Below are 13,961 nucleotides of genomic sequence, written 5' to 3' on the forward strand. Positions count from 1 at the left end.
CCAAAGGCTGCAAAGTTGTTACCGGATGTAAACGAGTTGTAAACAAACGGCGTCCCGGGTTTGCGAAAACGGGATAAGGTGGTCTTATCGCGATCAAGCGTTGCTTCTCGGGGGAGGGCCTGACGGGCTGGGATGACGATGCCGACAGATATGCAAGCAGACACGCCGTCCGGTTTCGGACGCAACAGCAGTACAGAGGCGCTGACGGATTTCCTTGAACAGCGCCTCGACCGCTTGGTCGATCAATCCATCGAAATCGCCAAATCGAACGGCTACGCGCCCTTTACCACGACGATCCGCGCCGCATGGGTCGAAGCGGTCGTCAGCGTCACCGATGCCCTTGGGACGTATCTTGCCAGCAGCGAGGATGCGCCGAACGGTCCGCTCGCGACGCTTGACTATGCATCTGATCCGCGATTTTCCCGCATGCGCCTCATCGCCCGGGTGCATCGGTCGCAAGGGATCACGCTCCAGATGTACCTCGGCTTGTTCAAACATTTTCGAAATCTTTACATGTCCGAACTTGCCGGTTTGCCCGGCGGTGTGACCGCGCAGGAAGCGGCCCGGGTGCGCGACTTCTTCGACCACACCGAACTCAGTATCAGTGCGGACTGGCACGACCACAACGACAACCGGCGCCTTCGTGAACTGCAGGAGCGGTCCCGCGCGATCACGCTGGACAAGGACCGGTATTTCGCTGTTTTTGAGAGCCTGCGAAACGCGGCCTTTCTTCTGGATCACGGTGGCCATCTGGTGAATGCGAACCAGGCGGCGGCGGAATTGTTTCTGGGGCGCGACGCGCAGGCGGGCGACATCATCTATCTTCGCTCCATGCGGCTTCGCAAAAGATCGCTGCAAACGGTCGTCGACAAGATCATGCAAAGCGCCGAAGCGTCGGAAGACCCGGTCTGGCTGGACACGCTGGACGGGCCGCGCTGTTTCGACGTCCGCACCCGCGCCCTGCACGATGCGGCCGAGAACACGGCGCTTGGTCATGTGGTTCTTTTGAACGATGTCACCGCACATCGGCGCTGTGCAGAGGAAGCCCAGCAGTCAGAGCGCGGCATGTCGCGGTTTCTGGCCACGATGAGCCACGAAATACGTACCCCCCTGCACTCTGTTCTGGGCGCAGCCGAACTGTTGCGCACCGCGGATCCAGCCAGTTCGGAAATCTTTCTCGACGTGATCGAAGGGGCGGGAAAGGCCTTGCTGCAGACCCTCAGCAACGTGCTGAATTACTCGAAATTCGAAAATGACCCGCCCGTACCGCGCCCGACAGACACGGATCTGTTCGAAGAACTCCGGGTCTATAGCCGTATCGCCACCATCGGTCGCAAGGTCGCCCGGACACCGCTTGAATTCGACATTGGCGCAGATGTTCCGAAATCGGCGCATATCGATTGGGGCATGATCCAGCAGGTTCTCAGCAACCTGGTGTCGAATGCGCAAAAGGCGGACAACGGCGAAGGGGTTGCCGTTGCGATCCGGCGCGTTGCACCTGAGGCGGGCCGCGACGTTCTGCGTTTCGAGGTGCGCGATCATGGGCCGGGCCTGCCAGAGCATGCCGCGACCGCCCTGTTCCGACCGTTCGAGAACACCACCGCGCGCGACACCGGCAACGGCGGTTCGGGTCTGGGCTTGGCGATCTCGCACCATCTGATCGAGGCCATGGACGGGCGGATCGGGTATGAGAACCTCGAAAAGGGCGCATCGGTGTGGTTCGAGGTCCCCCTATTGCAATCCCAAACTCTGGATCCGACCCGCCCGCGATATCTGAGCCAGACCACCCGCAAATTGCCGCATGCGCAGTCCTGCATGCTGATCGATGACGACCCTATCGGCGCCAACGTGACGGCCCACCAATTGGAGCGTATCGGCCTCAAAGTCACCCGCGCCGCCTCCGTCGCGGAGGCAAAGCGGCATGCGTCTGAGGCCGAGTTTGACGTCTATGTGGTCGATTACCTTTTGCCTGATGGCGATGGTCCGACGCTGATTCAGTATTTGCAGAAACGGACAAGCAGCCGGGCCAAGTTCCTGGCGCTGACGGCCAATGTCGATGCGCTGGTCGGGCGGTCTACAGGGTTTGACGAGGTGCTCGCCAAACCGGCGGGTCAGGTCAGCCTGTCGTCGGCCATATTCGGATCGGGTGCGCGAAGCGTCCCACCCGCTCCGACAAGCCGCGAGGAACCCGAAAGCCTGCAGGGGCTCGCGCCGGGAACCGTCAAGGCGATGATCGACGTATTCGCATCGAACTGGCCGGAATTTCGTCGGCAGTTGCGGGCCGCCGATACCCCGCGGCATGTGCTGACGTTGTCCGCGCACCGTCTTGCAGGAAGTTGCGCGATCCTGGCGTTGTCCGAATTGGAAGCCGCGCTGCGCAATCTCGAAGCCGACTGCCTTGACGAAGGCAATCCCGTCAACCTGGCCGGACACCTGTCTGCGCTTGACCGGGACCTGGCGGAAATCCCGTCCTGGCAGCGGCTGAATGCGGCATCGGCCGCGGAATGACCGGCCGGATGCATCAGGCCCGCCCGCTGTCCGGCGCAAAAAGCGCCACCGTTCTATGCATCGATGACGACCCGATCGTGCAGTTGATGCTCGAGGATATCATCGCCGGTGCCGGTGCCGATTTTGTCATTGTCGGATCGGCGCGCGAAGCCGAAGAGGTGCTGGCCGACACGCATTTCGATCTGGTCCTTCTTGACCGGCGCCTGCCAGACAGTGACGGCCTGTTGCTGCTGCAATCGATCAAAAGCGAAAGCGACTGCCCGGTCATAATTCTCAGCACAATGGACAAATCGCGGGACAAGCTTCTGGGGATCGGGCTTGGCGCCACCGAATATGTGACCAAACCGTTCAATCCATTGGAGCTGAGCAGCCGGATCAGGCAATTGCTGAATGCACACTCCGATACGGCCAACCCGGCCGAGTACGGTATTATCGAGATCGCCGGTATGACCTTCGACCCGCGCAGCCGCAGGCTCGATACCGACGGCCACCATGTCATTCTGGCGCCTGCCGAAACGCGACTGCTGCATGCCCTTTTGTTGAACGAAGGACAGGTGCAGACACGGGACCAGCTGTCACAATTCACCTGCGGGCGCGAATGGTCCCCGGGCGACCGCACCGTTGATGTGCTCATCAACCGTCTTCGAGGCCGTATCCGTGCGTTCCCGGTTGAGATCGTGACGATCCATCGCGCGGGCTACCTCCTTGTTCCCGAAGTTGAAGAAGCCCAGAAGAAATAACCGGTCGGCACAGAGTGTGTGAAATCCTGGGCGCGTGGAAAACGTCAAAGCCGTCCCGCGGCTGCGCGGTATGGTGTCGTGGAAATCCTCGGTCCGCTTCGACGAACGCGGTACGAGGCCCCGTTCCATCCGGAGCAGGCGTTTCGGAAGGTGACCGCGATTGCGTTCGGCCGGTCTCTCTCTGCAGTACCTTGCCCTTTCAGGGCGCGTCGCGCCTTTTCCTGCGTTCGACAACTTCGAGCGGCAGGTAGAACTGCTTCGGATCGAGTCTTTCGGACTTTCGTCCGAACCTCTCTCGCCGCAATTCCCTGACGATGCTCCCCAGCCGTTTCTGGGCCTCAACCACATCCGCCAACGCCACCCCGGTCTCGGCGACGCAGGCCTTCGGAAGCGCGTTCCCTTTGGCCAGGGCGGCGCCAGTCATAGCTGCGATCAAGCATTCGGGCGGGATCACCACCACCAACAAGTGGCTTTGTTGCACAAATCGCGCCCGGGATTCACTGTTTGAATCCAGCATGATATCTGGGAGGCATGAGCCGTTGAACCCCTACGAAGTGCTAGAGCACGAACTGGTCGGCTTACATTGACGCGCTGAAGCGACGCGGATCGCTTGCGCTCTGGTTTGACCTGGAGATGGCCTGGATACCACCACCGAGCGGTAAACGCGGTCGGCAACAGCGGGTCAGCGATGCTGCAATCAAAACTGCCTCACTCTGAAAGTGCTGTTCGGGCGCGGCTTCGGCAAACGACGTGCTTTGTGCAAAGTCTTCTGCGGCTGGTTGGCTGGACTACGCAGCGCCGGGCCAGCTCAGCTCCAAGGGGGTCAATTTTGGGCGCCGATATGGGGTCACAGTTCAATGCCGATTGACACACCACCCTTGGGCGCCGGGATGGAACGGTAGTGATCCGGGAGGATGAGTGGCACTCGGGGCTCTATGGCGAGCAGTTGGGCTCCACCCATGACTACCTGCGTTGCATGACGCTCTTGCGTGGTGTCGTAGGACCGCATGTCGCTGAACTCCTCAACGCGGGCCTGTCTGTGGTGCTCGACTTCCAGGCAAACACGGTGGACGCCCGGTCCTGGATGCGCGGCACCCTCGGCGAAACGAAAGCAGCGCATGTCCTCCACCTGCTCGATGTGCCAGAGGAGGTTTGCCTCGCGCGGCTCAAGGCCCGGAACGCGACCGGAGAGCATCCCTTCACCGTCACCGAGGCGCAGTTTCAACAGATATCCCGCCACTTCGTGCCGCCGCGCCCCGAGGAGGGGTTCGATGTTCAGCTTCATCGGCCGGAAGCAACGCCCTGAGCGGCGAGATGCAGCGCCAATGCGTGGCAACGCGTCATTCCAGGCACTCTCGCGAGCGACGTGTCCGTGTCATGAACCGCCCCGGTTTGAAGGGCCTGTTCCCTACCCGTTGCCGCCACCGTCCATGACATCCGGCAATTCGCGGCGCAGAAAGGCGGCGAAGGCGTCGACCTGAGGCGGGTTACCTCGTCGCTCGTGCATCAGAAGGCTGATTTCCGGCAACCCAGCGGTCCAGTCCGGAAGCAGGCGGCTCAGCCGCCCTGCCGCGACATCCGCGGCGCAGACATAGGCCGGCAGGGCCACCACGCCGAGCCCTGCCGCGGCCGCCTCCTTCAAGGAGACCATGTCGTCACTGCGTATCCGGGCTGCGAACGGAACCGAGGCGGTGCTTTCGCCAGGCCCCTGCAACGACCAGGAGCCGCCCCCAGGCCGCCAGCCAAGCGCGAGTCCGGGCTGACCGTCGAGATCGGTCGGAGAGGCCCCGGCACCGATCTGTTGCGCAATGCCGGGTGAGCCGAACAGGTGCCACGGGACGTCGGTAATGCGCCGTTGGATCAGCCCGGAGTCCGGGAGCAACTTGACATGCCCCCGAATGGCGAGGTCGATGCCATCTCCGATCATGTCTGCGAAATCGTTGGAGGCCTGAAGGCGCAGGACGACGCGCGGGTTCTCGGCCAGGAAGCGCGGCAGGATCCGGCTCAGCGCGAACTGCGCGACCCCGACCGAACAGGACAGGGTGACGGCGCCCTCTAGCGCGTTCTTGTCTTTGCGCACCGCCGCTTCGGCGGCCACCATGCAGTCCAGCGCCATCTTGGCATGACGGTAGTAGGCCTCGCCGGCCTCGGTCAGCGACATGTGTCGTGAATCCCGGTTCAGGAGGCGCGTGCCAAGGGTCTCTTCGAGGGTCTTCACCTGCCGACTGATCCGCGATTTGGGAATGCCCAGCGTCCGAGCCGCCGCTGAGAACCCCTGCTTCTCAACGACATGCACCAGGTAGTAGGCGTGATTGAGGTCCATGGCGCCGCCGATCTCCGTTGCTTCTTTCGTTCCAAATACAGAACGAAGGGTTCCGGAATCAACGTGTTCTCCGCACCTCGTCTCATCAGTAGGTTCATATTCAGCACAGGAGGCGAATATGACCACGCAAAACGGACTTCGAACCCACGCTCCCCGCGCCGCGATCGCTGCGGTCCAACACGGGGAGACAATGACACGGGGCACGGGCTTCAAAGCGCTCAGCTTCATCCACCGCCAGCTCGACGGTCTGATGGACCCGCTGATCATGGTGGATCACTTCACCATGACCGAGCCGACCTTCGCACCCCACGCCCATGCCGGGATCTCTGCGGTCAGCGTGCTCTTCGAGGACAGCACCGGCAGCTTTCGCAACAGGGACTCGCTGGGCAATGACATCGACCTGGCGCCAGGCGATCTCTACTGGCTCAAGGCCGCGCGCGGCGCGGTGCATGACGAGGCTCCGACCCCTGGGTCGCGCACCCACGCCCTGCAGATCTTCGTGAACCTGCCGGCGGCCCAGAAGCTGGACGCACCCAGTGCACGCCATGTCGCCGCCACCGAGATGCCGGTGATCGAAGGCCCGGGCCATCGGGTGCGGGTGATGACCGGCCAAAGCAACGGTGTCATTGGCGCCAACTCGCCTGCATTGCCCTTCACCATTCTCGATATCGCCCTGCAAGCGGGCGGCCAGTTCACCCATCCTGCCGAGCCCAGAGACGCCACCTGGCTGCATCTCATCCGCGGTGAGGTAGAGGTCGAGCTCGACGGAACACGCCACCAGCTGAGCAGCGACGCAGCGCTGGCCACCCACGGTGCCGAGGAGATCCGCCTGCTGAGCGGCAAAGGCGGTCAGGCAGTCCTCCTTGGCGGCACGCCCTTGCGCGAACCCTTCGTGCAGAAGGGCCCGTTCGCGATGCGTGACGCGGATCAACTGGAGGCCGTCATCGCCGCTCACGCTGCCGGCAAATTGGGCTCCGTCGGCTGAGCGCCCCTTTCCCCCTGAACCGAAACCCCAACCAGCCCACTCAAATTAGCAAGGAGATCCAGATGACCTATATCAATCCCGAACCCATGACCCAGGACAACACCGCGCTCGTTCTGGTCGACCACCAGATCGGCCTGATGACTGGCGTGCGAGACTATCCGGTCGCCGAGCTCAAGCACAACGTCGTCGGGCTGGCCAAGGCCGCCAAGGCATTGGGTCTGCCGATCGTCACCACCACCACCTCTGCCGAGACGCTGTGGGGACCCGCCTTTCCCGAGCTGGTCGAAGCGCTTCCTGACAACGCGTTTATCGACCGCACCTCGGTCAACGCCTGGGATGATCCGCGCGTGGCCGCGGCGATCGAGGCGACGGACAAGCAGAACCTGATCTTCGCGGGTGTCTCGCTCGAGGTCTGCGCCGCCTTCCCGGCGATGACGGCGCAGCGTAAGGGCTACAACGCCTATGTGGCGATGGACGCATCGGGCACGTTCAACCAGACCAAGCGCGAAACCGGGCTTCTGCGCCTGTCGCAGGCCGGCGTTGTTGTCGCCGACGGTGCAAGCCTGATGGTCGAGATCCTGGCCGACAATGCCCGCCCGGTCGCCGGCGAGGTCTACGGTGCGCTCGACATGGATTGGGCGATGCTGGTGGGCCAGGTCCGGGCCAGCGCGGTACCCGCCAGCAAGGCGGCCTGATCACGGTCAAGGCGGCGTCCCCTCATGTGGAACGCATGGCGGGCGCCGCCTCGATCAGATCCAACCCTCGAAAGCCATTTCAGACAGACCGGACAAACCCCATGAAAATCCTGACATTCGGAGCAAGCAACAGCAAGGCATCCATCAACAAAGCCCTGGCGCAGTTTACCGCGACACTGGTCGCCGGGGCCGAGATCGAGGTCCTGGACCTGGGCGACTACGATCTGCCGATCTTCAGCGAAGATCTCGAGAAGGAGATTGGCCAACCGGCTGCGGCCAAGGCGTTCTTCAAGAAGATCGGTGCCGCCGACGCGGTGATTGTTTCCTTTGCGGAACACAACGGATCCTATTCCGCCGCCTACAAGAACCTCTTCGACTGGGCGAGCCGGATCGATCAGAAGGTGTTCCAGAACAAGCCGACGGTCTTCCTCGCGACCTCGCCGGGTCCCGGGGGCGCGGGCAGCGTGCTGGCGTCCGCTAAAGGCTCGGCTCGATTCTTCGGGGCGGACCTGAAGGCGGCGGTTTCCGTTGCCAACTTCTACGACGTCTTCGATGCCGAGACCGGGCGCATAACGGAGGCGAGCGCGCTGGCAGACTTGACCGAAGCGGCCACGGCTTTGGCCCTGCAAGAGGTCGCTTGACATGATACATCGCAAGCACGTGCAGCGGCTCTCAGGCTCTTTGGTGATGTCGTCCTTCATGTCCATGTCACTATCAGGCGTCTTCAGCTTCCTGGAGTTCGGACTCTCACTTCAGTGGCTGCAAGTCTGGGGGCATAGCATTCTGATCGCCCTGCCGATCGCGTTCTCGCTGGATATGGTCTTCGGAGACAAGCTCCGTCTTCTCTCGGGCAAACTGGCCGACAAGGCAGCAAGCGCCTGGCCATGATCGTTCAGGTTCGGAAAGGAGGCACAGCCTTTCCGAACTTGGTGCGGTTCAAGCCGCCGACGTTCTCAGAAACCTTGCCTGTCCGTCTCACAGAGCTGTGACAGCGAACCTTCATCCACTCGAGGCCGAAACCCGACGGTCAGCCCAATGAGAGTGCGCAGGTGGTGCAATAGGCGAACGATCCCGCCTTCCTCCGCGAAGCCCAGGCTATCGTCGTGGAGGCAGCACCCGGATCGCTGACAATAGGGGCCCCGCATCGGCCCAATCGGCCTGACAAAGGCCGAAAAAGGAAACCCGAACATGACATATTCCACACGATCCCCCGCCACCCCCCGCCTCGCCGGATTGCTCTACCTGGTGATTATCGCCTGCGGCATCAGTGCTGAAATCCTGCTCCGCGGCCCACTTGTCGAATTCGGCGACCCAACCGCCACCGCGAGCGCCATTCGGATTGCCGTTGGCACGTTCCGCCTGGCCATCGCGGCGGATATCGTCATGGCGGCAGCGGATGCGGCGCTGGCCATCCTGCTTTACGTCATCTTCCGCCCGGTCGCGCCGGTCTTGGCGCTCGCTGCGATGGTGTTCCGACTGATCCAGTCCGTGATGATCGCCATGAACCTGATGCACATGCAATCCGCGCTTCTCCTGATCACGGGCGCGCCCGGCCTTGCCACCCCGGAGGCAAAAGCGATGGCCCTTCACGCGTTGAACCTGCATGCCCATGGGTACGACCTCGGACTCATCTTCTTCGCGATCAACAGCCTGCTGACCGGCGTCCTGATCTGGGTCTCGGTCCTGTTCCCGCGCATCATCGGGGCCGGGATCGCCGCGGCGGGGATCGTCTACCTCGTGGGCAGTTCGCTGAGGTTCTTCGCGCCTGTCTTGTTCGACGCCTTCACGCCCGCCTATGGTGTGACCGTCCTGGCCGAAGGCGCGTTCTGCCTTGTCCTGCTCTCAGGTTGGACGCGGCATCCGCGGATACAGGGCGCCTGACGCAGACGGTTGGCCTGCCGATCGGCGCGCGGCTCGACGCGCCGCGGGCCTTGCTCCGAACTGAAGGGATCAACCTATGTCCGCCTTCGCCAAGCTCAGTGACTTTGACCTGCCACGGGATTTTTCCTCCACCGTCGATTAGAGTCTGCCCCAACTTGAGGACGGACAATGTAGCGAACGAGATTCACGGACGAACAGATCATCGGCATCCTGAAGGAGCACCAGGCGGGATTGGGCGCCAAGGAACTCTGCAGGAAGCACGGCATCCACTGCCCGGCAAGGCATTGCGCAGCAATGTCCCGAGTGGGAGCGATGGCACGTTTTACAAGTGGCGCTCAAAGTATGGCAGCATGGAAGTGTCCGAGGCCAATCAGCCTCCAGCAAACCCGGCGCGGTTCACAGTTCAGAAGGCCATGCAGGCAAGAAGGGCCGCAATTCCCAGACGGACTGCGGAAAGGCTCGTAGTACCTTGGTCTGACATCGATGCTTTTGGCGCTAATTACATATATTACAACACTTTTCTGCTTCATGCGACTTTGGTTTAGAGGCGCCACAGCGGCGCAATATAAACAGAAGACCGATTGAGAATACAACAGCATGCGCTCAACTTCACTGCATCAATCTCGGCTAGTCGGATTGATGCCAAACGCCGACGCTTGGGATCAAGTCACCGGCAGGCAGGACAAGATAGCCGCACTTGCTTCGGCGAAGGCGGCAGATACCCAAGAGAGGACAGATTGATGGGCCACAGATTGGCTTTCCGGCCTGGCATCCCTGGCCGCATTCCCGATGCTCTGGTCTTGGGAACTTACAAGGAAGGGATGCCGCCTCCGCTCCTAGTCGTTCATGGAATTGGGCGCGAGACAGACCAGATGGCCGAGGCCCTTGCGCCCGAGGCCGCAGCCACCGGCCGTTTGGTTGTGCTACCAGTTTTTGACGCAGTTCATTGGAAAACATTCCAACGGCCCACCCAGCGCTCACGGGCCGACTTGGCGCTTTTGCGCCTGCTGTCTGCTTTGCGCTTTGAAGGCACCTTGCCGGGGCACCGCTTCGACCTTGCCGGTTTTTCGGGCGGAGCGCAGTTCGCACACCGTTTCACTTGGCTATATCCTCATCTTGTTGACGGTCTGGCCGTAGCCTCTGCCGGCTGGTGGACATTCCCGGACTCGGCACCTTTTCCTTATGGAATGGGGGCCTCTGACCAAGCTCCGAAGGCTGCTCAAATCTGGTTGCTCAGTAATTTACGCGCGTTTCTCTCCCGCCGGATTGTTGTGCGCGTCGGTGAACAGGACAATGTGGTCGATCACAATACCCGTTCCGGTGAGCTCATAGATGCTCAGCAAGGGCTAAACCGACTGATGCGTGCACGTCGGTGGGTTAGCGCCCTTCGTGAGGCAGCACGGGCAGAGAATTTGCCGGACCAGATAGACTTCGACACGATCCCGAGCTGCGGACATGATTTCGTTGCATGTGCACAGGCGGGCTTGGCGCGGGATTTTCTACAGGCTCCGTCCATAGTGCACCCTTCCCAGTCCAAATTTGAAGGAGTCTCGGCGTGATCAAAACTGTCATCACCCCCACCCCAGACATGAGCCGCGCCAAATGGTGCCATGCCACGCGGCGCATTGCACAAGACCATGTCTTCGGGTTCGAGACGCATCCAGAACAGATCAACGCGGGTGATTTGCTTTTGGTAGAGGTCACGAAGATCAGTCAGCACAGGCGCATTCAACTGCGCGATGGGCGTTTCTCAAGGCTGTTCACCGGTGACATGATTGTTCTCGCTGCAGGCGCTCGCTTCGCAACCGACCAATTCATCGGTCATGTCGGGGTGCGGAGCGACCGGACATTGGACCTGCTGGCAGGCGGGGGTGTGGCAGGGGTGGAAGAAGCGCGGCACGGCGCAGTCAAGCCACCCACAACCCTATGCCTGCACGGCAGGCTCCTTGGGGCGGATGGCGCAGTTCTGAACCTGAAGGATGAGGCACTGGCTGGTGGCGCAACTGATCTGCCCGAAGCGGTTTTCACGGTATTGGGAACAGGAATGAACGCCGGAAAAACGGATGCGGTGGCGGGGTTGGTCAACGGACTAACTCGGCTCGGTCTGCGAGTTGGCGCCGTCAAGGCCACCGGCACGGCTGCGTTTGGCGACACGCATCTCTACGAGGCGGCCGGCGCGCAAACGGTGCTTGATTTCACTGACTGCGGGATGGCCTCCACTTACAAACAACCCATCGACCGGATCGAGACATCAATCACGCGCCTGCTCGCAGAAACTGCGCGGCAGGGGTGCGAAGTAGCCGTTGTCGAGATAGCCGATGGAATCTCACAGGTGGAGACGGCAGAGCTTCTGGCACGTCCAGCTTTGGCGCGGATGACTGATGGCTGGTTGCTGGCTGCCACAGATGAGTTGACTGCAGAAGTAGCCCTGGCGCGTCTTGCTTCGCGGGGGATTGCACCGTTGGCGCTCTCAGGCCTGATGACTCGCAGCCCCGTCGCTGATGGTCTCAGCTTTGGGCAACTACCGATCCTTGATCGGGGAGAGCTGGCAGATCCGGCGACGGCGTCCGCATTTCTCCAGATGTTGCGTCAGGAGACAGCGGCTTAATGAAACACATTCCACGCATCGCGCAGGGTGAGCGACGGCAGGCATTCATGCTCCTGGTGGCTGCTGCTCTCGGACAGGGCGCGATGCTGGTCGTCTCGGCCCTTGCCGTGCGCGAGGCGATCGGCGTGGCACGAACGGGCGGACAGATCATCCCATTCGGCGCGTTCGCGACACTGGCGGGCGCCGGGGTTGGATTGGCTGTGCTGCGATACGCGGAGAGGGTGCTGGCTGAACGCGTTGCACAGAATTACGTTAGCGAATTGCGCGAAATGCTCTTTTTGCGCTTCAGCAAAGCACCTGCATTGTGGCTGGCTCAACGACGTGCGGGGGCTCTCTCTCTTCGCTTTGTCGGCGACCTAACCGCAATAAGAAATTGGGTTGGCGTCGGGCTGGCACGTACCATTTCGGCGTCAACTATGCTGCCCATCGCTTTTGTTGTTCTATGTGCGATAGATTTACGCCTTGGGTTCGGAGCGGGAGTGCCGGTTGCGCTGACCTTGGCGATCATCCTTCGGCTCGGACCTCCCCTGCGGGAAGCGCAGGCTGAAGCACGCAAGCGCCGGGCTCGTCTGGCTGCGACGATGAGCGAACGACTGCAGCAGGCGACCGCTTTGCGCCGTTCGGGACGGATGTCCATTGAGAAACGCGCATTACGAGCCCAATCCGCAGAAATAATTGCCACGGCGATGAAAAGCGCGCGCCTGTCTGCCGCAATTCGCGCCATGCCAGATGCCGCCTCTGGGATAGCGGGCGCGGTGACGCTTCTGATCTGCTTTCAATACGAAGTGCCGATCGGCGAAACAGTAGCGGCTCTGCTGACGCTGTCCATGATCGTTCGCCCCATGCGCCATATAGCCGATATTCGTGATCGCCGATCCACTTGGCTGGTCGCAAGTGAAAAGCTTGAAAAGGCTCTCAACACGCCGCAGATCAAACGGCTGGGCCGCCAGTTGCGGGACCCGCGTGATGGGCGCGCGGCGCTTATGGTTCGTGGCTTGCCACTAGCTGACACTTGCATCGACCTGAAACTGTCGCGCGGTGCCATACGGTTGCTTACGCCTGAGGATTCAGCCAAATCCAGTCTCCTGCTGATGTTGGCGGGAGGTTTGGAAGAGCCCGAAGCCGGATATTTCCGTGTACTGGGCCGGCACCCCGCCGAACTTGCGCCACAGGCTCTGCTTTACCTGGGTGGCGCTTCGCCCACATTGCGCGGCTCGCTGCGGCGCGATGTTCTATTGGGTACCGGCCGCACTCTTGACGATGAGAAAATCATATCAGTGCTTGAAACGCTCGGCCTGCGCCCACTTCTGAACCGGATTGGTGGTCTAAATGGACGGATCGACGAAGGCCGCCGCAATCTCTCAGCAGCAGAGCAAAGGGGCGTTCTTCTGGCGCGCGGCCTACTGGCTCAGCCGAAATTGGCATTGATAGATGCTGATGAGATCGGGTTGGGGCCAAATGATATTTCCATGCTCATTTCTCACTTCCGCGACATTGGGAGCGCTGCACTGATCGCCACCTCAATGGGCGGAGGCTCCCTCGCGGATGAGGTGGCAATCACACTTGAACAAACCGTGCCTGCATCAACCGTTCAAAAGACCAAGACACACAATGACACTGAAAAAGAAAGAAAACCCCATGAACAGACGGACTCTTCTTGCACTTCTAGGTAGCATGGGGCTCGTCGCCGCTTGCTCCACCCCAGTTATGACGCTCAAATCGGAAGGCTATCAGCAGATGAGCGGCACCGACATCCGTACCGCCCTTGTCGGCAACACGCTCGACGGCGCGGATTCAGATGGTGACTACATCATCTATTACCCCAACTCTTCGCAGATGCGCATAGCCTATCAAGGCAGAGAGGAGAACGGTGTCTGGCGTATCGACGGTGACAGATACTGCCGTCGCTGGCAGACCTTTGGCAATGGCAAAGAGCGTTGCGTGACGATGTTCAGGAAAGGCGAACGCATTGACTGGGTTCAAAAGGGTGAAATTACAGACCGCTCAATTCTTCTCAAGGGCAATCCGAGAGGTCTCTGACCGCCTGTTTCGGGCCCCGCTAGTGTTCCGAGTCTGACGCTTGCTACCTGTTTCCACGGATTTCATCGAGGGTGTCCAGCGCGCGCCGTTCCCGGGTCAGGATATCCTCGGCGGTCTTGCTCCAGGTGAAGGGTTTCGGGCTGGCGTTGTGCTGGAGCAGGTAGTCATAGATGGCGGCCTC

13 protein-coding genes and 3 pseudogenes are annotated in these 13,961 nt (G+C 61.2%); 14 read left to right on the forward strand and 2 right to left on the reverse strand.

Annotated features, from left to right (window positions below):
• Positions 1 to 132 precede the first annotated feature (132 nt).
• Together KZZ07_RS20780 and KZZ07_RS20785 are read left to right on the forward strand one after the other, a co-directional pair.
• Entirely contained in the window at positions 133 to 2,508 is a 2,376-nt protein-coding gene (locus KZZ07_RS20780) for an ATP-binding protein (RefSeq protein WP_219516876.1), read from the forward strand.
• Entirely contained in the window at positions 2,505 to 3,248 is a 744-nt protein-coding gene (locus tag KZZ07_RS20785; RefSeq protein ID WP_255564498.1) for a response regulator transcription factor, read from the forward strand. Before KZZ07_RS20780 ends, KZZ07_RS20785 begins: the two co-directional genes overlap by 4 nt.
• Before the next feature lie 199 nt (positions 3,249 to 3,447).
• Here the strand turns inward: KZZ07_RS20785 and KZZ07_RS20790 are convergent, their stop codons facing one another.
• A complete protein-coding gene (locus KZZ07_RS20790; protein ID WP_219516877.1) occupies positions 3,448 to 3,765 on the reverse strand; it encodes an IS66 family transposase in 318 nt (105 codons plus the stop codon).
• Between the two features lie 65 nt (positions 3,766 to 3,830).
• Between KZZ07_RS20790 and KZZ07_RS20795 the strand changes: the two are divergent.
• Both KZZ07_RS20795 and KZZ07_RS20800 read left to right on the forward strand, forming a co-directional pair.
• Positions 3,831 to 4,032, forward strand: a pseudogene (locus KZZ07_RS20795) (transposase); the annotation flags it as partial.
• A 105-nt stretch (positions 4,033 to 4,137) separates the two neighbouring features.
• Positions 4,138 to 4,554, forward strand: a pseudogene (locus tag KZZ07_RS20800) (P-loop nucleotide/nucleoside kinase family protein); the annotation flags it as partial.
• Between the two features lie 102 nt (positions 4,555 to 4,656).
• On the opposite strand, the gene KZZ07_RS20805 reads toward KZZ07_RS20800, so the two are convergent.
• Entirely contained in the window at positions 4,657 to 5,571 is a 915-nt protein-coding gene (locus tag KZZ07_RS20805) for a LysR substrate-binding domain-containing protein (protein ID WP_219516879.1), read from the reverse strand.
• A gap of 118 nt (positions 5,572 to 5,689) precedes the next feature.
• Between KZZ07_RS20805 and KZZ07_RS20810 the strand changes: the two genes are divergently transcribed.
• From KZZ07_RS20810 to KZZ07_RS20855, 10 genes and pseudogenes are all read left to right on the forward strand, one after another.
• Entirely contained in the window at positions 5,690 to 6,556 is an 867-nt protein-coding gene (locus tag KZZ07_RS20810) for a pirin family protein (protein ID WP_219516880.1), read from the forward strand.
• A gap of 62 nt (positions 6,557 to 6,618) precedes the next feature.
• Positions 6,619 to 7,251, forward strand: a complete 633-nt coding sequence (locus tag KZZ07_RS20815; protein WP_219516881.1) for an isochorismatase family protein — start codon at positions 6,619 to 6,621, stop codon at positions 7,249 to 7,251.
• A 101-nt stretch (positions 7,252 to 7,352) separates the two neighbouring features.
• Positions 7,353 to 7,892 carry an NADPH-dependent FMN reductase gene (locus KZZ07_RS20820; protein ID WP_219516882.1) on the forward strand — a complete coding sequence of 180 codons (540 nt, stop codon included), beginning with the start codon at positions 7,353 to 7,355 and terminating at the stop codon, positions 7,890 to 7,892.
• Between the two features lies 1 nt (position 7,893).
• Positions 7,894 to 8,139, forward strand: a complete 246-nt coding sequence (locus KZZ07_RS20825; RefSeq protein WP_219516883.1) for a DUF2798 domain-containing protein — start codon at positions 7,894 to 7,896, stop codon at positions 8,137 to 8,139.
• 300 nt (positions 8,140 to 8,439) lie between these two features.
• The gene (locus KZZ07_RS20830; protein WP_219516884.1) at positions 8,440 to 9,132 is read left to right on the forward strand and encodes a DUF4386 domain-containing protein; all 693 of its coding nucleotides are present in this window, start codon (positions 8,440 to 8,442) and stop codon (positions 9,130 to 9,132) included.
• Positions 9,133 to 9,330: 198 nt separating this feature from the next.
• Positions 9,331 to 9,506: pseudogene (locus KZZ07_RS28120) on the forward strand (transposase); the annotation flags it as partial.
• Between the two features lie 498 nt (positions 9,507 to 10,004).
• Positions 10,005 to 10,691 (forward strand): alpha/beta hydrolase, encoded by a 687-nt coding sequence (locus KZZ07_RS20840; RefSeq protein WP_219516886.1) that lies wholly within the window; start codon positions 10,005 to 10,007, stop codon positions 10,689 to 10,691.
• Positions 10,688 to 11,740, forward strand: a complete 1,053-nt coding sequence (locus KZZ07_RS20845) for a hypothetical protein (protein WP_219516888.1) — start codon at positions 10,688 to 10,690, stop codon at positions 11,738 to 11,740. The genes KZZ07_RS20840 and KZZ07_RS20845 overlap by 4 nt, the downstream gene beginning before the upstream one ends.
• Positions 11,740 to 13,413 (forward strand): ABC transporter transmembrane domain-containing protein, encoded by a 1,674-nt coding sequence (locus KZZ07_RS20850; RefSeq protein ID WP_219516889.1) that lies wholly within the window; start codon positions 11,740 to 11,742, stop codon positions 13,411 to 13,413. The genes KZZ07_RS20845 and KZZ07_RS20850 overlap by 1 nt, the downstream gene beginning before the upstream one ends.
• Positions 13,352 to 13,780, forward strand: coding sequence for a hypothetical protein (locus KZZ07_RS20855; protein ID WP_219516890.1), 429 nt, complete (start codon positions 13,352 to 13,354; stop codon positions 13,778 to 13,780). The genes KZZ07_RS20850 and KZZ07_RS20855 overlap by 62 nt, the downstream gene beginning before the upstream one ends.
• Positions 13,781 to 13,961: the final 181 nt, after the last annotated feature.

Source organism: Mameliella sp. CS4 (genome assembly GCF_019392335.1).
Taxonomy (GTDB): Bacteria; Pseudomonadota; Alphaproteobacteria; order Rhodobacterales; family Rhodobacteraceae; genus Antarctobacter.